Origin of the sequence: Puia sp. (assembly GCF_035546395.1) — a bacterium.
Lineage (GTDB): Bacteria > Bacteroidota > Bacteroidia > Chitinophagales > Chitinophagaceae > Puia.
Genome location: NZ_DASZXR010000019.1, coordinates 1,066,605 through 1,088,317 on the forward strand (window position 1 = coordinate 1,066,605; position 21,713 = coordinate 1,088,317).

Annotated in this window: 16 protein-coding genes; 5 read left to right on the top strand and 11 right to left on the bottom strand. The window is 57.0% G+C overall.

All coding sequences use genetic code 11. The features are described 5' to 3' along the window. The first annotated feature begins 167 nt into the window (after positions 1-167). Positions 168-4,292 carry a T9SS-dependent choice-of-anchor J family protein gene (locus tag VHE34_RS30750; RefSeq protein WP_325595377.1) on the top strand — a complete coding sequence of 1,375 codons (4,125 nt, stop codon included), beginning with the start codon at positions 168-170 and terminating at the stop codon, positions 4,290-4,292. Positions 4,293-4,309: 17 nt separating this feature from the next. Here VHE34_RS30750 and VHE34_RS30755 read toward each other — a convergent pair whose 3' ends face one another. Continuing rightward, positions 4,310-5,191, bottom strand: coding sequence for an AraC family transcriptional regulator (locus VHE34_RS30755; protein ID WP_325595379.1), 882 nt, complete (start codon positions 5,189-5,191; stop codon positions 4,310-4,312). 123 nt (positions 5,192-5,314) lie between these two features. Between VHE34_RS30755 and VHE34_RS30760 the strand changes: the two genes are divergently transcribed. Next, positions 5,315-6,130 (top strand): class I SAM-dependent methyltransferase, encoded by an 816-nt coding sequence (locus tag VHE34_RS30760; protein WP_325595381.1) that lies wholly within the window; start codon positions 5,315-5,317, stop codon positions 6,128-6,130. Between the two features lie 49 nt (positions 6,131-6,179). Here VHE34_RS30760 and VHE34_RS30765 read toward each other — a convergent pair whose 3' ends face one another. The 4 genes from VHE34_RS30765 to VHE34_RS30780 all read right to left on the bottom strand — a co-directional run bounded on the left by VHE34_RS30765 (position 6,180) and on the right by VHE34_RS30780 (position 11,198). Further along, a complete protein-coding gene (locus tag VHE34_RS30765) occupies positions 6,180-6,569 on the bottom strand; it encodes a cupin domain-containing protein (protein ID WP_325595383.1) in 390 nt (129 codons plus the stop codon). Beyond that, positions 6,569-7,660, bottom strand: coding sequence for a thioredoxin family protein (locus tag VHE34_RS30770; RefSeq protein WP_325595385.1), 1,092 nt, complete (start codon positions 7,658-7,660; stop codon positions 6,569-6,571). Before VHE34_RS30770 ends, VHE34_RS30765 begins: the two co-directional genes overlap by 1 nt. 11 nt (positions 7,661-7,671) lie before the next feature. Continuing rightward, positions 7,672-8,961: an epoxide hydrolase gene (locus VHE34_RS30775; protein ID WP_325595387.1), complete on the bottom strand. Its 1,290-nt coding sequence runs from the start codon at positions 8,959-8,961 to the stop codon at positions 7,672-7,674. 191 nt (positions 8,962-9,152) lie between these two features. Beyond that, positions 9,153-11,198 carry a sensor histidine kinase gene (locus VHE34_RS30780; RefSeq protein WP_325595389.1) on the bottom strand — a complete coding sequence of 682 codons (2,046 nt, stop codon included), beginning with the start codon at positions 11,196-11,198 and terminating at the stop codon, positions 9,153-9,155. Positions 11,199-11,383: 185 nt separating this feature from the next. On the opposite strand from VHE34_RS30780, the gene VHE34_RS30785 reads away from it, so the two are divergent. The 3 genes from VHE34_RS30785 (at position 11,384) to VHE34_RS30795 (ending at position 14,124) form a co-directional block, all read left to right on the top strand. After that, a complete protein-coding gene (locus VHE34_RS30785) occupies positions 11,384-11,998 on the top strand; it encodes an IPT/TIG domain-containing protein (protein ID WP_325595391.1) in 615 nt (204 codons plus the stop codon). A gap of 153 nt (positions 11,999-12,151) precedes the next feature. Continuing rightward, positions 12,152-12,808 (top strand): NAD(P)-dependent oxidoreductase, encoded by a 657-nt coding sequence (locus tag VHE34_RS30790; RefSeq protein WP_325595393.1) that lies wholly within the window; start codon positions 12,152-12,154, stop codon positions 12,806-12,808. A 278-nt stretch (positions 12,809-13,086) separates the two neighbouring features. Then, positions 13,087-14,124 (top strand): fatty acid desaturase, encoded by a 1,038-nt coding sequence (locus VHE34_RS30795; protein ID WP_325595395.1) that lies wholly within the window; start codon positions 13,087-13,089, stop codon positions 14,122-14,124. A gap of 45 nt (positions 14,125-14,169) precedes the next feature. Here the strand turns inward: VHE34_RS30795 and VHE34_RS30800 are convergent, their stop codons facing one another. The 6 genes from VHE34_RS30800 to VHE34_RS30825 all read right to left on the bottom strand — a co-directional run bounded on the left by VHE34_RS30800 (position 14,170) and on the right by VHE34_RS30825 (position 21,531). After that, a complete protein-coding gene (locus tag VHE34_RS30800) occupies positions 14,170-17,406 on the bottom strand; it encodes a S41 family peptidase (RefSeq protein ID WP_325595397.1) in 3,237 nt (1,078 codons plus the stop codon). Between the two features lie 77 nt (positions 17,407-17,483). Next, complete coding sequence (locus VHE34_RS30805; RefSeq protein WP_325595399.1) at positions 17,484-19,412, bottom strand: FtsX-like permease family protein; 1,929 nt, start codon at positions 19,410-19,412, stop codon at positions 17,484-17,486. Next, complete coding sequence (locus VHE34_RS30810; RefSeq protein WP_325595511.1) at positions 19,294-19,623, bottom strand: ABC transporter permease; 330 nt, start codon at positions 19,621-19,623, stop codon at positions 19,294-19,296. The genes VHE34_RS30805 and VHE34_RS30810 overlap by 119 nt, the downstream gene beginning before the upstream one ends. A 144-nt stretch (positions 19,624-19,767) precedes the next feature. After that, complete coding sequence (locus VHE34_RS30815; RefSeq protein ID WP_325595402.1) at positions 19,768-20,334, bottom strand: dihydrofolate reductase family protein; 567 nt, start codon at positions 20,332-20,334, stop codon at positions 19,768-19,770. Positions 20,335-20,536: 202 nt separating this feature from the next. Further along, positions 20,537-21,304 (bottom strand): alpha/beta hydrolase, encoded by a 768-nt coding sequence (locus VHE34_RS30820; protein ID WP_325595404.1) that lies wholly within the window; start codon positions 21,302-21,304, stop codon positions 20,537-20,539. Between the two features lie 35 nt (positions 21,305-21,339). Continuing rightward, entirely contained in the window at positions 21,340-21,531 is a 192-nt protein-coding gene (locus VHE34_RS30825) for a hypothetical protein (RefSeq protein ID WP_325595406.1), read from the bottom strand. Between the last annotated feature and the right edge of the window lie 182 nt (positions 21,532-21,713).

Sequence of the window (21,713 nt, forward strand, 5' to 3'; positions counted from 1 at the left end):
AGAAAGCATCGTCGTCGCTTATCTCCGCTACCCGTCAAGGCATGGACAGAAGGCCGGAATACCCGGAAACCCGTACCTATTTCTTAATAATTTCTTCAAACGCAAAAAAACGGTGATCTTCATTTTCCGTCTAGATTTGTCCGCCAATAAAAATCAAACTACACTCTATGGGGAAACTTTACCTATTACTCCTCGCCTTCCTGTTGCCCGTCCTTACCAACGCCCAGATCATCTGGGACTTCTCCACCGCAACGCCGACAACAGGTATCCCCGCCGGCGTCACAGTCTCCGCCGTCTCGCAAGGCAACAACAACGGTACGACCACGCTGCTGACAACCACCTCCGCCTCATCGGGTTACACCGGCGCCACCGGTAGCAACAACGCCGGCGCCGCAGCCAACACCGGCGCCTTCCGGCCCGATACGACAACCTATTTCGAATGGACCCTGACACCGGCTGCGACGGTATCCGTCACCGTCAGCCAGATCAACTTCGGCAGCCGCTCCACCGGCACGGGACCGCAGGCATACGACATTCGTACCAGCCTCGACAACTTCGCCGCCCCCGCCGCCACCGGCACCCTGGTCAACAACAGCGCCTGGGCCCTGATCGGCAACGCGGTTTCCATTCCCGGAAGCCAGGGCCAACCGATCACCATTCGCATCTACGCCTACAATGGTACGGGCAATGCCTCGAAGAACACCGCCAACTGGCGCATCGATGACCTCAGCGTCACAGCCGTCACGGCAGGCACCGTACCGGTGCCGACGATAACGGTCAGCCCCTCCTCCCTGCCTGCCTTCACCGCAGTAGCAGGCAGCGCCTCGCCGGCTCAAACGGTCACCGTCGGCGGCGCCAATCTCACCGCAAATATCACGGCCAACGCCTCCACCGGTTTCGAACTCTCGACGGACGGCGCCACCTATACCCCGGCGCTAAGCCTGACACAGCAAAGCGGCGCCGTAGCCAATACATCCGTCTTCGTGCGCATCGCCGCTGGCAACCCCTCGGGATCGCTCAACGGCAACATCGTCCTTCGCTCGGCAGGCGCAGACTCGCAAATAGTAACCCTCACGGGTGCCGTAGCCGCACCCACCGCAAAGGTCGTTGTCAACCAGGTATACGGCGGCGGCGGTAACTCCGGCTCCGTCTTCTCCAACGACTTCATCGAACTCTTTAACGATGACGACACCGCCGTCAACCTCGCCGGCTGGTCCGTTCAATATAACTCCGCCGCAGGCACCGGTTCCTGGCAGGTGACACCGCTCAGCGGCGTCATCCCCCCGCATGGCTATTTCCTCGTGCAGGAAGCCGTCGGCGCCAGCCCCAACACCCCCCTGCCGACACCGGACGTCACCGGCGCCATCGCTATGAGCGCTACCAGCGGCAAGGTCCTGCTCAGCAATTCTGCTGTCGCACAAACGGGCGCCAACCCCAGCGGCTCCACCGTCATCGACATCGTCGGCTATGGCCCCACGGCTACCGGCTTCGAAGCCGCGCCTGCACCGGTGTTGACCAATTCCACCGCGGACGAACGCAACCCCGATGGCCACGACACTCAAAACAACTCCGCCGATTTCGTAGCCGGCACACCCAACCCGCACAACAGCACCTACACCACGGCCCCCCCCATGGTGCAACTGCTCCTTCCCGCTAACGGCGCCGTACAGATCCCGGCAAGCACCATCCCGGTCCTTGTATTTACCAAACCGGTCAGCAAAGCCACCGGCAATATTATCCTCGTGACCAACGGCGTCGATGGTACTCCCATCCCCGTCACCGATCCCCGCATCGCCGTCAGCAACGACTCAGTGATTCTCCACCTGCCCCTCGCCGGCGGTAACAGCTACTCGATCCGCATCGACGCAGGCGCCTTCGTCGACATCTTCGGCAATGCCTTCGCCGGTCTCACCACCAACAGCAGCTGGAACTTCACCACCTATAACAACACCATCGCCCAGGGCCTGCCCTTCGTCACCAGCTTCGATAGCTGCCTCGGAAGCGGCCAGCTGCCGAACGGCTTCACCGCCTTCAGCGTAACGGGCGCCCAGGTATGGGATTGCACGGCCTTCGGCAGAGACAGCTCCGCGCCCGCCGGAACTTCGCCCTTCGGCCATGCCGTCCAGATCAACGGTTTCGCAGCCGGCGTCAACAACGCCAACCAGGACTGGCTCATCACGCCCCGATTCAACCTCGCCGGCGCCGCCTTCCCGCTGCTGAGCTTCTGGAGCCGCAACGCCTTCGCCGGCGCCCCGCTGACCCTGAAACTGTCTACTGACTACACCGGCTCGGGCGATCCCACCCTGGCCCACTGGACCGACCTGAATGGCAAATTCCCCAGCCAGGCCTCCGATGTGTGGACCCTTTCGTCTGACATCAACCTCGCAAACTTCAAAGACTCCACCGTTTATATCGCTTTCGTATACACCTCCAGCACCCAGGACGGCTCGCGCTGGACGGTCGACGATATCAGCCTGGTCAACTCGCTGACCCCGCCGCCGCCGAGCCTCTCGCTAAGCACAAATAACGTTGAATTCAGCTTCGTGGCCGCTCACAACAGCGCTACCCAAAAACTCCTCGTTACCGGTAACGATCTGACCTCGAACATCACGATCACTTCATCCGGCAGCTTCCAGTTATCCACCGACAGCACGCACTTCAGCGACTCGGTGGCCTTTACCGCCACGACCGCCAACAACAAAACACTCCCGGTGTGGATCCGCTTCACGCCGCCGGCCGGCAACCGCCAGTTCATAGACTCCGTCGCCGTCACCATCTCCGACTCGACGGCCATCGTCAACGTCAAGGGCAACAGCATCGACCCGGCTTCCACCCTCAGCGTCATCGATTGGAACCTCAACTGGTTCGGCACTCCCGACCCGACTCTCGGCCCCACCGACAAGGCGCTGCAGAAAGCCAATGTGGGTGTCGTCCTTCCCAGCCTCCACGCCGACCTCTACGCTCTCGAAGAAGTATGCGATGAGGCAGCCCTGGATTCCATCGTGGCCACCATGCCGGGCTATGCCGTCGTGGTAGGACAATATGGCTCGTTCTCCAACCCGACGATCCCCGGCGGTCCCGATCCGATCAACCAGGTTCAGAAGCTGGCCTTCGTATACAACACCGCCAAGATCACGATGCTCCGCACGGATTCCCTGCTGACCCTCGGCACCGCCAATCCGCTCGATCCCGCCACGATCTACTATAATGACTGGGCAAGCGGCAGGTTCCCCTACATGCTGACGGCCAACGTGACGCTCAGCGATAACCACGGCGGCACGAATACGCAGACCATCCACTTCATCAACGTCCACGCAAAGGCCAACACCTCGCCGGTGCTGACGGCCTATGCCCGCCGCAAGGACGGCGCCCACGCCCTTGACTCACTGCTGAAGGCGCAATACCCGAACGACAACGTCGTCATCCTCGGCGACTTCAATGACGATCTCAATACCACCATCACGGCAGGCGTCAATCCGCCGGTAACGTCGTGGAACTCGTTCACCATCGACGACTCGGCCCTGTATAAGTTCCCGACCCAGCCGCTGAGCCCCTCGGGTCAGCATTCGGATGTCAGCTTCAGCAGCGTGATCGATAACGTTATCGTCAGCGATACCATGAGCCGGTTCTATCTGCCCAACTCGGCGACCGTCCGCTCCGATGTCGCCACCCTCGTCGACAAGTACGGGACCACCACCACGGATCACTACCCCGTGTTCACCCAGTACACGTTCACCCAACCGGACACCGGCGCGATCCTGCCGCCGCTGACCTTCACCGCGGTGAAGCAAGGCAACAAGGCCCTGCTGAGATGGACCACCACGCCCGAGAACCAAACAAAGGTCTTCGAAGTGCAGAAAAGCCTCGACGGCCGCCTCTTCCTGCCGATCGGCCTGGTTCAGGCGAAGAGCGGCAACAGCACGGATCCCAGCACCGACTACAACTTCACCGATCCGCTGCCGCTGCCCGGCACGAACTACTACCGGCTGAAACAAGTCGTCTCGCTCGGCAATTCCACGCTCTCCAACACCGTGAGCCTGACCTTCACCCCGCCCATGACAGTGACGGCCATCCCCAACCCCGCCATCGGCTTCACCGAGCTGATCGTGGCCCACGCGGATGGTCCCTATATTGTCCAGATCCTGAATTCAAATGGGGATGTGGTCAAGCAACAAAGCGGTCTGCCCAGCACCCCGCTCCTCACCATCGGCCTGGCCGGCCTCCGCGGTGTCTACACCGTAAAGGTCACCACCGCCACCTCGATCGCAACGACCAAGCTGCTCGTCCTCTAGATAAAGAGAAGGGCCACCTACAGGTGGCCTTTCTCTTTTCTTATCTCCATCGGCCCCTTCCCAAACCTTTTCTTGAAAGCCCGGCTGAAATGCGAGCTGCTCTCGAAACCACTCTCAAAAGCCGCTTCGCTCACACCTTTGTTCCGGTTGCTCAAAAGCTCCAGCGCATGCTCCAGTCTTCGCTCGAGCAGCCACTTCCCCGGACTCGTCCCGAACGATCGTTCAAAATCCCGCTTGAAGGCGGAAAGGCTGCGGTTACAAAGCTCGGCATATGCCTCCAGCCGCAAATTGTAACAAAAATTATCTTCCATCACCCGCTTCAGCTGCACCGCCTGCGGCTCATGCAACAGGGAGCAGAAATAGGACAACAGCTCCCGGTTGGCCGAATTGTCCGCTACATTCAGGACCAACTCCCTGAATTTGATCGCCAGCAACGCCGGATCGGGCTCCTTCGATTCGGTATAATACGTATACATCGAAAGGAAGAAACCCTTCAGCGTTTCGCTCGACTCCAGCATCATGACGGGCTCGAAGTGCTGCTCGTAATTCACCAGCGGCCTCGTCCTCGTTTGAAGGGTCTCACAGATAAATTCATCGGGGATAAAGAACAGCATCACACAAAAGCCGATATCCGCTATCTGCTCGAGAATGAACCCGCCCTTTCGGACAAATACGCAGCTGTCCTTCTGAAGATGGTACGATCCCTTCGCCGTGTGCCAGGTCTTTTGCCCGTCGATGACATAAAAGAGATAATTGTACCGGGTCCAAAGGTCCGCAAACTGCGTCTTCATCATCCGCGCCTCCATCGGGCAGGTAAACGCCGTGATCAGCGAGTGGCCGCATTGGAATTGCCGGTAGTTTCTGGGATTTTGCAATACGCGGTCGAGGAAATTATCCATAGTCCATTAAATTTATGAAATTCCACGGAAGCTGGGCTTTATAGTCATGGATTTGAACTTTTCGGTCATAGCCAAAAGCCTGCCAATGCCGAACATTGCATCCTTAACTTCAATAAAAGCAGTATGAATCCTAACAAAGCACTATGGGAGAAGGGCGATTTCACAAAGATCGCCGACACGATGCGCGAGAGCGGAACCGAACTCGTGGCCCGATTGGGTATTTCCAAAGGTATGAAGGTCCTCGACCTGGGCTGTGGGGACGGCACCACGGCCATCCCCGAGGCAAAGCTGGACGCCATCGTTCTCGGCGTCGACATCGCAGAAAATTTGGTTAAAGCGGGAAATAAAAGGGCCGAAGCGGCAGGTCTCACCAACATCAGCTTCCAGGAAGGGGACGCAACCGACCTGCGCGATCTGGAGGAAAAGGCATTCGATCTCGTGGTCAGCATCTTCGGAGCGATGTTCGCTCCAAAACCGATGGATGTGGCAAAAGAAATGGTTCGCGTCACCCGTCCCGGCGGCAGGATCGTCATGGGTAACTGGATACCCGGCGATCCCACCCTCGTCGCACAGATCCTGAAGGTCTGCTCGGCCTATACCCCGCCGCCACCCGAAGGGTTCGTCAGCCCGATGTTATGGGGAGTGGAAAGCAATGTCATCGAACGCTTTGGCGCCGCAGGCATCCCAAAAGAAGATATCACCTTCGAAAGAGAGACCTTCACATTCCGGGCCGACTACTCACCGGTTGAGTTTCTCAACCGGTTCAGACTCTACTATGGTCCCACCATGAACGCCTACGAGGCGGCCGAAAAGAACGGCGTAGCAGCCGATCTTCAACACGAACTGGCTGCCCTGTTCAACAGTCGGAACGAAAGCAAAAGCAGTATGACCACGTCGATCCCCGCCACCTACCTGAAAGTGACGGTCCATCGAAAATAGCCTCCGGCGGCCCGTCGGTGCCGCCCGAAGCTCGCGCCGGCCATGCGCGCTATTTCGTTACGACCAGCGGCTTTCCCTTCTCCACCACATAAGTGGCCAGCTCACTCGCGACGCCGCTGCCGACATTTTTTGCAGAGTGAAACACCCCGGCGGGGACGAACAACACCCCGCCGGCTTTTAACGTCACCGGGGCCCTCCCTTCCAGGTCGTACTCCAACTCTCCCTGCAGAACATAGATGATCTCCTCCCCCGGATGCTTATGCATCGGCGCCACCGCACCGGGATCGATATCGACCCGCACCTGGATCGCCTCCCGCCCCGGAACACTTAGATCATGTCGCTGAAGATCGGTACGCCTGACCCCGGAAGGCCCCTGCGCCGCCGCCGTCCCGGCAAACAAAGCCAGGCCACTCCCTAAAAAGAACGATAGAATATTCATTATCCAAAAGTAAAGTCAAAAACCTCAACCCCGGGCCCCAAAAACTCGATCGCAAACTCCCGGTCGGCAATGGCCTCCCGCTGCCGGATCAATTGATACATCCGCTGACCGGTCACCTTCCCATTTCCCCGGGCATCCACATCCACGCCATGGGCATCGCCCGGCTCCTTCCCATCTATCAGCACCCGGTATCCAACGGAATGCCCCTTCGCCGCCGGCCCCATGATAAGATTCACATCCCGCGCATGAAATCGATACACCACCCGCCCGGTTTTTCCATTTAGCACATCCGATTCGGTTCCCATGCTCCAATCGCCCGCAAGCGCCCATTCGTTGAGCCGGAGCCGCGCAGGCGCGACATACACCTGCCGCCTGTTGGGCTCGGCGCCACCCGGCGAGGCAAAATTCGAGGTCCGCTCAAAACCCAGGTAGTTCTCACCCGATCCAAGATGACCCCAATCGGCGGCGACTTCTGCTCCGACGGTCTCTACAGGGGTCGGCAATTCGCTTACTCCCGACGCCCCGGCCTCCCTCAGCAATTGCTGGATCACCTTCTCCGACTGCTCATAGCTGCCCTCGCCGAACTGGTGGTGCCGGATATCGCCCCTGGCGTCGATGAAATACAAGGCCGGCCAGTATTGGTTGTTGAAGGCCCGCCAGATCGTATAGTTATTATCCATGGCGACCGGGAAATCGATGTCCATGTCCTTTATCGCCCACCGCACATTGTCCGCATTCTTTTCAAAACCAAACTCCGGCGTATGCACTCCGATCACCACCAATCCCTTGTCCTTGTATCTATCGGCCCAGGTGCGCACGTAGGGTAGGGTGCGCCGCCAGTTGATACAGGTATAGGTCCAGAACTCGACAAGGACAACCTTTCCGCGCACATCGGCCGCCGTTAGAGGTTGTGAGTTGAGCCAAAGCGTCGCGCCGCTGAAGGAAGGGAGTCTGCCCTCCCTGGGTGTTGGGATCGCCATAGGTTTCAGTTGTTTGGTTCCCCGCTTGTCCCGGGGCGGCTCGACCGCGGCCCCCATGATGCCGGCAAGTAGTGCAGGAAAGATCATATAATACCCGATTTTTTTCAACATAAAGCTCTGTTTTATTCCATATTCCTCACCGGCCGGAACGAAGCACGGATCTCCTCCGAATATACTTTCGGCTGTTCCCATGCCGCAAAGTGTCCGCCTTTCTCGAGCCGGTTATAATGGATCAGTTTGGGGAATGCCTTTTCCGCCCAACTGCGCGGCGCCTGGTAGATCTCATCCGGGAAAGCGCTTACAGCCACCGGGATCTGGATACCCCGGATATCGAAGAAGGCCCTTTTATCCTCGTAATAAAGCCGGGCCGACGAGATCACCGTTTTGGAGAACCAGTACATCGTGATATTATCGAGGATATCGTCCTTCGTGAGACCCTCGGAGGCGCCATTAAAGACGCGTTCGATCAGCTCCTCGCTCTTGGTATCATGGTCGATCATCCAGGCAGCCAGCCCTACAGGCGAGTCCATAATGCCATATAAGGTCTGCGGCCGGTTGGCCATCTCGATCGCATAGCCCAGCCGGTGGGCCCAGAAATAGGTCAGCTGATCCCAGGCATGCTTCTCATCGGGACCAAGGCCCGCAGGTTCGGGTCCGCCGATGTTCAGCGGCTTGGAGATCTCGGGTGAAAGCGTTGCAGGCATATTCGTGTGAATGGCAAGCAATCCCGCCGGCGCCATCACCGCCATATTCTCGGTCACATTATCGCCCCAGTCGCCGCCGGCCGCCACATATTTTTTATACCCCAGCCGCTCCATCAGCACGATCCACGCCTTGGCGATCCGGTCACCGTCCCAGCCGGCTGTCGTAGGCTTACCCGAAAATCCATAACCCGGTAGCGACGGGATAACGACATCGAATGCATCTTCCTCTTTTCCCCCATAAGCCGTCGGATCGGTCAGCGGCCCGATCACCTTCATCTGCTCGATAAACGACCCCGGCCACCCGTGGGTGATGATAATAGGTAAGGCGTTCTTATGCTTCGACCTGACATGGATGAAATGGATATCCACCCCGTCGATATTCGTGATGAACATCGGCACCGCGTTCAGCTTCGCCTCGCATTTTTTCCAATCATAGCTCGTCGCCCAATACTGCGCAAGCTTTTGCATCGTCGCAAGGGTCACTCCCTGTGAGGCGTCATTGACCGTTTCCCGTTCGGGCCAGTTCGTTGCCAAAATTCGTTTACGCAGGTCCGCGATCTGCGCTGCGGGGATCTGGATATGAAATTGGCGGATCTCCGTCGATGCCGGGTCGTCCCCCGCCATCGGCTGTGCATTACTTAAGGTACTCTGTAGCGACATGGCGCCTGCCACCATCGCGCCGGCGATCATCGTCTTCGACTTTTTCATTTGCTGGTGTTTTTTAAACGTGATGATTGATTGCAGGTGGAAGGGAATCTAATTTGATACCAAAATTAGGGAACTGATTATTAGCAGAATAGCGGGACAAGCCACGCAGCCCCTTTCGTAAAATGTCGAAATATCGTCAAACAGGCAGTTTCGGATTTCGTCGGCGCGGCAAAGGGAACGCCGCCTGTGGCTCAGTTGGGATGAACAAGAGGGTGAGTCCGCTTGACCAACGGCTCCCGCACAAAGGAGATGGTCACGGTCGTCCCATGATCATTCCCGATCGACAGCGAGCCATCCAGGTTACCCGTCAACGCATGGATCAGGCTCATGCCCAGGGATCCGGCCCGCTTCTCCTGGTAATGCGGTGGGATGCCGATCCCGTCATCCGCAATGGTAAGCACACAGCGATGCAGCACGGCCGTAGACAGGGAGATGGAGATCACCCCGTTCCTCTCCTCGGGGAAGGCATATTTGATGGAGTTCGTGATCACCTCGTTCAACACCAGGCCAAGGGGCACGGCCTGGCTCACGTCCAGTTCCAACGGCTCGATGTCCAGGTCGAACCGGATCCGCCGCCAGGTATCGTAGCTCTCAGCCAGGTAGGACACCAGCTCGCCGATATACCGCGCCATATCGATGGAAGAGACATTCTCCGTACCGTATAGCTTTTGGTGTATCAGCGACATCGCGTACACCCGGTGCTGGCTGTCCCTGATCGCTGTAAGCGCATATTCGTTGTCGATATACGCCGACTGCGAATTCAACAGGCTCAGAACGATCTGCAGGTTGTTCTTCACGCGGTGATGGATCTCCTTCAGCAGCCATTCCTTCTCCGAGAGCAGATGCCGCAGCTTGTTATTACTCTGCTCTTCCGCCCGATAAGCCCGGCGCTTTTGCCGGTATTGCCGGTACAGCAGCGCGCCCGCCAGCGCGAGGATGCCCGCTCCCGCGATCGAAATGTCCCGCATCAGGTTCGACTGCCGGAGACTGGCCCGCTCCATCTGTATCTCCTTCTCCTTCTTTTCGGTCTCATATTCCACCTGCAGTTGCGCAAGCGCCTTGTTCTTCTCCTGGCTGAATATCTCGTCCTTGATCTTATTGAACCGGTTGGAATGCAAAGCCGCCGAACGAAAATCACCCTTCATCGTATCCAGCGTGAACCACTCATCGTAGTTCCGGGTCATGCCGACCAGGTCCTGCAACGAATCCAACAGCTTTTCATTCTTCTCGAGATACAGCTCGGCGGCGTCAAAGCGATGGGTCTCCGTGTAATATCGGATGGCGTTCTCATAACAATTGCTAAGGATCAGTTTGTTCAAATTCCGGCTCGTGATCGCAAGCAGCTTCTGCACATAGGTCCCCGCCCGGTCATAGTCCCTCAGGTCCATATAGATCTTGAACCAGGCCTTGTCCGATGCGTAGCTGCCCATTTCATATTTGTTCTCAGCAACGGCGTAATGATTGGTGATCGTCGTAAAGAAGTCCCGCGCTCGTTGCGGCTGACCGAGCTTCAGATAACACTCGACGATATTGGAGGCCAGCATCCGCACCGTAAGACTGTCCTTTTCCCGCTCGGCAACGCCGATCGACAGATCGAAATATTTTCGGGCATTGTCGATCTCGTTCAGTTTGAAATACGTGAAGCCGATCGTATTGGTGATCTCGCAAAGCCGCATGCTGCTGTCTTTCGTGGCTTCGGCGCTTTTCAGCGCCTTCAACCCATATTGCAGGGACTGCTGGTAATCGCCTCTGATATAGTGGAGCTTGGCAAAAAGCACATAGATGCCCTGCATCTGGGGGTAGTGGATCGATTCATAATAACGGAGCGCGATATTCGCCTCCCCCAGGGCCGTGTCCATCTTGCTTACCAGGTGATCCAGGTCCGCCATCAACCGGTAGCTTTCCGCCAGCAGCTCGATGTTGCCTGCAACCTTCAAAGGGCCGGTCGCCGAATCCAGGTAGGCATGACGAATGCGGATCGCCGTGTCGGTAAAATTTCCACCATATTGTTCGGATAGGTTGAACCAGGCCTGGCCGACAAGGGCGGGAGAGCCCGTCTTTTTCAATAGGGCCAGCGCCGACCTTGCGGCCGTCATCGCCTCGATGGGCTTTTGCTGTTTCCGCAATAGCTTGGACTGCTCGAGCAACGCCTTTCCCTCTTGCGCCGGGTCTCCCTGCGTCAACGCCCTCGGGCCGCAAAGACAAAGCAGCAAAAGCCAGGCGAGCCTTTGGATCATGGACAGGCGTTTTGGTGTTTTTATTTTAGCAAATATAGCAACAGAATTGCTATCTATACGTCCGTCCGGCAGCAACGAAGCACCCCGCCGTTCATCACCCCAAACCCGCCGTTAATTGGATTTCCCCCCAAACCCGGCAACGAATACCGCTTTCCCCTTGTCAGGAACATCCAAACAACTCATCCATGAACCTGACCGAACCTCTCCTCATCCTGTCAACTCTCTTGTGGACCTTTTCGTCCTGCAAAAAAGATCACGCCCCGCAACCCGACGCCCCGCCAGGCACGCTCCAGATCATTTCCTATTCACCCACGAGCGCCGCAAAAGATTCGGTCATCACGATCATCGGCACGAATTTCAGCACAGCCCCAGGCGGCAACACCGTCACCATCAACAACCTCCCCGCCACCGTTCTGTCGGCGCAAAGTAACGAGCTCACCGTGAAAGTGCCGCCGCATGCCGGCATCGGCATCCTGCACGTGCAGGCCGGCGGCCAGGAAGCCAGCGCCTCCACCATCTTCCAATATTTGTACACGGTCTCCACCCTCGCCGGGGACGGTCAATACGGATTTAAGGACGGTGCCGGGAATATCGCGGAATTCAATGCACCCAATGGGGTAGGGGTCGACGGCGCCGGAAATGTTTATGTCACCACCATCGCCGGCGATGGCGTCGCCGGATATAAGGACGGCGTCGGCACAAACACCCGGTTCAATTATCCCGCCGGCATCGCCATCGATCGCGCAGGCAATATCTATGTCGCCGACGCCGGCAACTATCGCATCCGGAAACTGGAATAGCCGCAAAAAAGGCCATCGTCCGGCGAGATAGCCAGTTTACAATAGATTCCCTATATTGTGGTATTAAAATCTCTTGATAAGATAAAGTTCATCTCTCGCCAGTTTCCCCATTTGGGGAAACCCAACCATTATTTTATCTTATAAAAGAGTTTTATGCTATCCGATACAATGATCGCCGTCATCGGCGGCGCCGGTAAATCCGGAAGATTCGTAGTCCGCGAACTGATCCGGCAAAAGATTCCCTTTCGAATGTTGGTACGAGTCAGCCCACCGGCCGAAGATCCGGCCGGGCAAATCGGCCGAATAAGCCAGATCGTCCATGGCGATGCACGAGACGCAAGCGCCATCATGCGCCTCATAGAAGGTTGCACAGCCATCATCAGCACCCTGGGCCAACCCAAAGGCGAGCCGCCCATCTTCAGCCAGGCAACGCGCAACGTCCTCGCCGCCATGAAAAAGAAGAGAATAAAAAGATATATTCTCACCACGGGCCTCAACGTCGACACCCCGCAGGACAAAAAAGGGCCCGTCACACAAGCAGGCACCAACTGGATGAAAGATCACTATCGGGAAACAACGGCGGACAAACAGCTGGAGTATCAATTGCTCGTCGCCGCCAATGTCGACTGGACGCTCGTCAGGTTGCCGCTGATCGGGCTCGCAGCGGATAGCGAAGCCATCGCGACAAGCCTCGAAGACTGCCCGGGAACCGGCATCCACGGAGCAGACCTCGCCCGATTCCTCATCAGCCAGGTGGAAGACAAAGCCTATGTCCGGCAGGCGCCCTTCCTGGCCAACAAGCCCGTTTAAGAAAGGGGCATCCCGAAGGAAAAGGCCATTTTGATGAAGATACCCTGAAGCACAGGTATACGAGGGGGAAAGACTCATCAGACAGCTCAGTACATAAAAAGGGTAAAAGGCGCTGGTTGATAATACTTATTTTACCAAAATATTGGCTACACTATAGAAATAAAGGTATATCTTCAGCGGGTCGCGGATACAACAAAAACCGGTGGTAGCGTTATAGAAATGCGTCTTTGCCGGCCAGTAGCACCGGTTCTTTGTCCAATATTCTAAAATGACCCCTAATGTTAAAAGGCTCCTTTATTGACAATCTTCTGTACGCCCCTTCTTATGGCTGGAAAGACCAGAATGACGCGCTCGTCATCCCCACAAACAAGCAGCTTTGGTCGGAAGCCTTCTCCCGCATCAATGTCTTCAAGACGCGGAAGAACTGGATCTCTTTTGTGAGCTTCCTGATGCTCGCAGGGATGCTTCCCTTCTTTTACCTGTTCCTGTTCAGGTACTTCTCCTGGCAATTGCTCATCGCCGTAGTCGTGTATGCCATGGTGATCATGGGTACCCATGGGACCATCTGGTTTCACCGGTATTGCACGCATAAGTCCTATGGCTTCAGCCACCCCCTCTGGCGGATCATCACCCAGAACCTCGTGATCAAGACCGTGCCCGAAGAGATCTATGTTGTCTCGCATCACGTCCACCATTGCAAGTCGGATGAGCCGGGGGATCCCTATAATGCACAAGCGGGATTTTGGTATTGTATGCTGGCCGAGTACAACCATCAACGCGTTTCGATCGATCTCACCGAAGAAGAGCACAAAAAGGCCCTGCATTTTATGGACCATACGGGTGTAGCACTGAACTCTTACGAGCGATACCGGAAATTGGGCTCACTGTCTAGCCCGGTCTATACCATCGCCATCTGGTTGCTCAATTGGGCCTTTTGGTTTACCGTGTTGACCCTCATCGGCGGGATCGCCTTGACCAGCGCGATCTTCACGGCCGCCTTTCTTTGGTTCACGTTCATCCGCGCATTTAATTATAGCGGGCATGGCGGCGGAAAGGAAAAGCATCGGGAAGGCGTGGACTTCGATCGCAGTAACCTGTCCATCAACCAGACCCGACCAGGTTTGCTGGCCGGGGAATGGCATAACAACCACCACCTCTTTCCCGGAAGCGCCCGCTGCGGTTTCCTTCCCGGCCAGCTCGATCTCGCCTGGGTGTACATCTACACCCTGCGTAAGCTCAGGATGGTCGCCTGGTACAAGGATTCGAAAAAGGAGTTCCTGAAAAAATACGTCGCGATTCAAAAAGTCGCAATATAAAGAAAGGCGTCCCCCGGGACGCCTTTTAATTTTATGAAAGTTTCATCAGGGTTTCGCCGGCTTCGAATACGCCGGATGCTCCGTCGGCCCCCTCGGCTCCTTCTCCAGCAGTCTCAAACACTCCTGCACCGCCCGCTCCAACTGCAGATCATGTCCCTTCGACACCGCCCCCGCTTCCACCTTCACCTCGATGTCCGGCGCCACCCCCTGGTTCTCCGCGATCCACTGATGCGACTCCGGATCGAACACCGCATTATCCGGCGCCGTCATCGCCCCGCCATCGACAAAGGGATAGTGAACCGATGATTTCACGAGCCCGCCCCAGGTCCTCGTCCCGATCAGCGGACCTACCTTCTGATGACGGAATACCCACGGGAAGAAATCGCCACCCGATCCCGCCAGTTCATTTATCAGCAAGACCTTGGGTCCAAGGATACCCGCCGGCAGCCGGAAAGCGGCGCCATCCGGTACCTCGTTGGTGATAGCCGCCCGTTGCCGCCGGATCATCAGATCGACCATATAGTCGTCAAGATTACCCCCGCCGTTGAATCGCTCGTCGATCACGGCGCCATATTTATCCTGTTGCGCAAAGAAGTAACGGTTGAAGGAGACGAATCCCGGCCCGCCCGTATTCGGCACCCAGACATAACCCAGCTTACCGCCCGACAGCTCGTTCACCTTACGGCGGTTGTCTTCCACCCAGGCCCGCTGCCGCAGCGCGGACTCTGACGCCACCGGCTCGACACGTATCGACCAGGCCCCCTCCGGCGAAGGCTTGTTGTTCACAAGCAGCGTCGTCTGCTGCCCCGCTTTCCCATCCAGCAGCTGGTAGGGGTCAACCTCGCCGCTCAGCGACACCCCGTCCACCGCCAGGATATAATCCCCCTCCGCAACCTTCAACCCCGGCTGCGCCAACGGCGCCTTCAGCTCCGGGTTCCAGCTCTCGGCCGTGTAGACCCTTTTTATCTGCCAGCGGCCCTGCGATGCAACCAGGTCCGCACCCAACAGTCCCACTCGCAGGGTATCGACGGAAGGGAAATCCCCGCCAAATACAAAGCTATGACCCACGCTTAGCTCCCCACCCAACTGATCCAACAGGTAGGTCAGATCGCTCCGGTGCCGGATATACGGGATCATCGGCGAATAGTAGGCCCACACCTCCTGCCAGTCACGGCCATGCAGCGCCGGGTCATAGAAATAATCCCGCTCGTACCGCCATCCTTCGGTAAATATTTGTTTCCACTCTGCAAGACGATCCAGGTTCATCCGCAGGTTGACCGCCACCGTTCCTTCTGCCGGCGCAGGCGGCTTCCCTGTCGCCACCACACGGAAGGTTCCACCGCTCCGCATCAGCAGTTTCTCGCCATTCGCCGAGACATCCACCTCGTTCACATGTTGCCCATATTCGTCAAATTTTTTCGTGTCCAGTACGAACCGGCTCAACGTGCCCTCGCCCGACAGGATGAACACCGACCCCTTTGGCCCGGCGACCATCCCCCGGTAATTCGCAACCGCGATCGGCAACGCCACCGTTCTCCGGTCCAGGTTCTCAAAGTCGATCCTCACACCTCCCGCCGCCGAGTCTTTCTTCACACTGTCTTTTTTGGGTCCACCCGCCGCGGAATCCTTCTTCTCCTCATCATCACTCTTAAGCGGGAAGGGCGGCCCATCCTCCTTTCTCAGCACTACCACATACGCCGCAAAACTCGGCCTCGCCAGGATCGAGCTCGTATTCGCCCAGCCGGAACCCAGCGCCGCATCCGTACTCGCCAGGAAGTACAGATGCCTGGCGTCCCGGTCCCAGGCCGGCTGCGTCGCATCGGCAAGCGGATCGCTCAACGGCGCCGTTTTCCCCGTAGCCAGCGACCACACCATTACGCGCCGGAAATTATTCAGTCCCGTCTTTGCATACGCCAGCCACTTCGAATCCGGCGACCACACCAACCCCATATTCCCGCGTTCGATATTGGCGCCGCCCGCATCGACGTTGGTGATCTTTCCCGTAGCGGCGTCGATGACCTTTATCCGCACCTTGTTATCTTCAAAAGCAATGTATTTGCTGTCCGGCGACCAACACGGCTCCCAGGCCAGCTTCGACTCGCCGATTGAGATTTTCCGCGGCTCCCCCTTCCCCTCCTGGTCGGTGAGATACAGTGCATACCCTTCACCCCCTTTATCCGAGAACCAGGCGATCCATTTGCCGTCCGGCGACCAGGAAGGCGCCCTGTCGGCCACATCGCTGCTATGCGTCAGGTTCCGCGCATTTCCATTCTCGATCGGAACTGTGAAAATATCCCCCCTCGCCTCCACCAGGATGCGCTTACCCGTCGGCGATAACGTCGCCGATGTCGCTCTCGATGTCACGTTCTCCCAATGCGGCTCCGCCCACGGGAAATCGCCATGCACCCGGATATCCAGCTGCCGGCTGGCCCCTGAAGCAGGGTCCAGCACGAAAAGATAACCCCCATGCTCGTACGCCAGCTCCTTTCCGTTTCCACTCAGCCATTTGATATCGCCCTCTTTCAGATGCGTCACCTGCCGCAACGATCCCTTGCCCACCGAATAAGCCCAGACATTCATGATAAAGTCCCGGTCGGACAGAAAGAAAATGTCATCCCCCTGCCACACCGGGTGGATATCCATCGTCCGCTCGCCCGGTATCCCCGTTTCCTTCAATGTTTCAAGATCAAGCACCGTCAGCGGCGTATTCTGCCCGCCCCGATAATGCCGGAACTCCACATCCCATCGGCTCACCCGATCCACCACCATCTTCTTACCATCGGGAGACAAACTTCCGTCAAACCCCCACGGCGCAGGCAACAGGGTAGAGACTCCTCCCTCGACGGGAACACTCCAGAGACGATTGTAGCCTACAGGCGCCGTCTCCCGGGAACAGGCATACACCACCCGTTTCCCATCCGGCGTCCAACCCCGCGCAAAAGTGGCCGCCGGATACCAGGTCAGCCGCGTAGGGATGCCACCCTCGGAGGAAACAACATAGACAGCTGTAGTGCCGCTGCGGTTGGAAGTAAAGGCGATCGATTTTCCATCGGGTGAAAAATGCGGATCGCTTTCCGTTGCCGCCGTACTCGTGATCCGGCGGGCCTCGCCGCCATTCTTATCGGCGACCCAGATATCGCCGCCATATACAAAGGCGACAAGCGAAGCGCTCAGCGTCGGTTGCCGCAGCAGCCGCGTTCCCTGAGCCTGTGCGTTTCCGCCCAGCGGGACAACCAGTCCCACGAATATCGCCATCCGCAATAGAAAAAGATTCCTGATCATTGTTGGAGGGTTTAGTGCCCTATAAATATAACTTAATTTACAGGGATAAACCCAATGCCCGCAAGGGCAAATGCCCATCACTCGGTCCTCAGACTCTTGACCGGGTTATTCCTCGCCGCCCTGACCGCCAGAAAGCTAACCGTCCCCAGCGCGATCAGCACCGCCGCCACGCCGGCTCCCGCGAACACCCACCAGGGGATGGCAACCCGGTAGGCATAATCCTGTATCCACCGATGAAGCGCCCACCAGGCCAGCGGACAAGCGATCAGGTTGGCGATCAGCACCAGTCCGATAAAATGCTTCGTAAGCAGGAAGACAACATCGTTCACCGAGGCCCCAAGGATCTTGCGGATGCCGATCTCCTTGGTCCGCTTCGAAGCAGAAAAGGCGGCCAGTCCAAACAACCCCAGGCAGGAGATAACTATCGCCAGACCCGCCATCATCGCTACCATTTGGGACATCTGCGTATCCGTCCGGTACAATTCCCTGAAGACATCGTCCAGGAATTGGTAGCTGAATGGATACTCCGGCAAAACTTTTCTCCAGCTGGCCTGGATGAAAGCCATCGCCTGCCTGGCCTGACGGCCGTTGATCTTCACCGACATCCTGTTGAAACTTCGTGCACCCTGATCAAGCAGGAACAGGGGCTCTATCTTATAATGGAGAGAATTAAAATGGAAGTCTTTGGCGATGCCCACGATGCGGCACAAAGTATCATCCCCCAGGTGTTTGCCGATCAGCCACGACAACGGCGTCCGGGGTTGATCCTTGAGCAGCTGCTTCGCCAGCGTCTCGTTGATGATAAATTCCTTGTTAAATGCGGATCGGTCCCTGGAAAAGCTCCGTCCCGCCACCAGTGGGATCTTGTAAACAGTAAGATAGTCGGGGTCCACAAAGATCCCGGGGGTAAACAGTACGCGCATCGGCGCATTGCCCGGCCAGAACCCAAATCCCATCGTTGCCAATGGACCGCCCAAATGGTCCTGCGCCCCAGTGACTCCGGTCACCAGCGGACTGGCGGACAATTCTTCTTTCAGTAAGGCATATTTGCCGGAGGTGATCCCATGCAACGGGATGGTGATCACCTGGTCGCGGTCAAACCCCGGGTTCTGCTTCTCCATGAAATTCAGCTGGCGAAAGACCAGAATGGTGGCAATCACCAGGAAGATAGCGCTGGTGAACTGCCCTACCACAAGAACACTCCGGAATCGGCCCTTGTTCTTGCCCGTATCATCCCCGCCTTTCAAAACCCTTACCGGCTGGAAGGCGGACAGGTAAAAGGCAGGGTACAACCCCGATAGCACCCCCAGCACGATCGTCCCGGCGAACACCGCCGCCAATAGTTCCGGATGCAGCCCGAAAAGCGGGCTCAGGCTCCTGCCGCTGAGTTTATCAATATATGGCAGTACAAGGCTTACCAGCCCCAGCGCAATGACCAGCGAGATCAGGGATAGCAGGATGGTCTCACTGACAAACTGGATGCCCAACTGCGAGCGCATAGCGCCGCTCACTTTACGCACGCCCACCTCTTTGGCTCTTTCCGCCGATTGGGCCGTAGCCAGGTTAACGAAATTGATGGAAGCGATGAGCAGCACCAACAGACCGACAGCCAGGAAGATATGGGTATACCGCTTGTCGAATTTCTGCGAATTGACATCGTCATAGAGGATATCGGTCGCATTGGCATGGACATCCTTTAACGGTAGGAGGAAGAGGTCATATTGTACGTGTTGGTCCCCGATGCGGTGCTTTTTCAGGTATGCGGGGAACTTCTTTTCCAGGGCGGCCATATTGGTATTGGGCGCGAGCTCCAGGTACGTATATACTCCATGGTCCCCCCGGTCCATCCAGCCCGGTTTGTAGATGGTGTTGAACGACTGCAGCGCGTCAAACTGGAATTCTGAATTCGCGGGCACCTCTTTTAGGACACCCGTCACCGTAAAAAGCACGGTATCCGTCCCAAAATGCGCGACGGTCTTGCCAAGCGGATCCCCGGTGCCAAACAACGTTCTCGCCGCCGATTGCGTCAGAACGATGCTGTTCGGCTTTTGCAGTGCCGTCTGCCGGTATGCTGTCGAAACTCTGTTCGTAATACACGAACAGCACGATCACGATACAGGCGGCCATCCCCGTGGCAAGCCCGAGGATATTGATCGCAGAATACAATTTATGCCGGGTCAGGTTGCGCCAGGCGCCGACGAAATAGTGCTTGAACATACCGGCAGGCGAGCGAAGAAAATGCCAACCGGCCAAGCAACTAATCCTCAAATAATTGTGAATTTGCCAAAAGGCAAACCTGTCCGGATATGAACACCGGCCGGCCGGTAATGAGCCGATAATCCGTCGCCCCCGCCCAGGCGATCATCGCACCACCCGGTACTCCAGTATCAACGCCCCGGTTCCCATCGCCCGCGAGTGCGTAAGCTCGAACTTATTCAACTCCCGGTTATCATCAAACAACCTCAGTCCGCCGCCGATCGCCACCGGGTACAGCTGCAGGTGCAACTCATCAACCAGGTCATGGTGAAGCAAGCCCTTGACCAGGGTGGCGCTCCCATAGACAAGAATAGGACCTCCATCCGCCTTCTTCAGTTCGGCGACGTCTCGCGCCACATCGCGGAGCAGATGACTATTGTTCCACTCCACCTTTGCCAGACTCCGGGATACCACATATTTCGGCAGGCGGTTGATAGGGTCGGCGAACCCCTCGCCGGTCTGTCCCGGCCAGTACCCCGCGAACAAATCATAGGTGTTCTTTCCTAACAATAAGGCATCCACGTTGGCGAGCTCCTTCACCTTGTACTGTCCCGTCTCCGGCGCGCTGTATTTGGACTGCCAGCCGCCGTGCGGATGCGGGGTCTCATTGCCGCCGGGCGCCTCGACGACCCCATCGAGCGTGATGAATTCGGTAACGATAATTTTTCGCATGATCCTTTTTTTTGTAAAAGTAGGCAACCCCGTTCGTCCCGCCGGGTGGAGAATAGGACATTCAATAGGGGCGAATGCGCCGTCGATCCGGAATCTCGGAACCATCCCGGACCATACGGCGACTGCCGACGTGGCCCACCAGCGACCCAGGGAGATCGGCATCCTAAGATTTCGCCCCTTGAACACCCCTATCACCCCAACCTCACAATTTCTGCGCCGCCCCAACAATAAACGCGGCCACCTTATTCGGTTGAGACAGCATCGGAACATGGCTGGACCGCAGCTCAAGCGTAGTCGCATGGATCATTTTCGCCTCGGCCCTGGTCAGGGGAGAAGGAACCGTTTCATCATTCAGGCCAATGATACACCACGAAGGCTTATTCTTCCAGGCCGCCTTGCCGATCCTGGTGACCGTTCCCCTGGCCGCCCAGGGAATCTGCGTCGCATAAAGCACCTTCCGGTCCTCAGGACTCAGGTCTTGAGCAAAGTACTCATTGATTCCCTTTAACGACAAACTAAGAAACCCCGAAGCATCCTGCCGGAACTCCTTATTGCCAGGAGAAGGGGGATAAGGTTTGATGACATCGGCCGCCGATTGCCCGTCATCAGGGATCAACGCGTCGACATAGAGCAACCCGGAGACTTTGGGATCGTTTCCGGCCTCCGTGATCACCACCCCTCCATAGGAATGCGCGGCCAGCAGAACCGGTCCATCCATTGAGGCTATCGCCCGCCTCGTAGCCGCCACATCGTCTTCCAACGAGGTCAGTGGATTTTGTACAGCGATGACTTGGTACCCCTTTGCCTGCAGCAAAGGGATGACCCTCGCCCAGCTGGAACCATCGGCAAAGGCGCCATGCACCAATACGATATTTTTTACTCCTTTGGCCGGTGTTTGTGATCTCGTAGAAAAAGAGAACAGCACGAACGCCAGGTAGGCCACTGCAAAAGCAATCAGATAGTGTTTCATACAATGTAATTTTGTGTGTTAGCAAATGGATTTGTCTACAGCAGGTCGGAAGGGCTGCCGGCGGCAACGCATTCTTCCGAGCGCGCGGCCGACAGATCGTCCATCCGGATGGCGTCATCCAGGAATTCGCCCCCTTCGCAGGAAGCATCCGGAACCTCATGGATCACCGTCATCGGTTGTTCCTCGGTCATTTTGAGCTTAAAAGGATGTAGGAAAGTAAAGTGCATGATATGTGGAGTTGAACAGTGATAAAACTTGAACCGCGACAAAGGTTGAACCGCGACAAAAATAGACCCGCTATCATGTTGACTTACCGTGTTGTTGACCGGTTTTCGTATGGATGGTACGCCGGCGTAGGGATATCCTTGTGCACGAACAGGTGGAAAGTGCAGTCCCGTTACAACAGCCT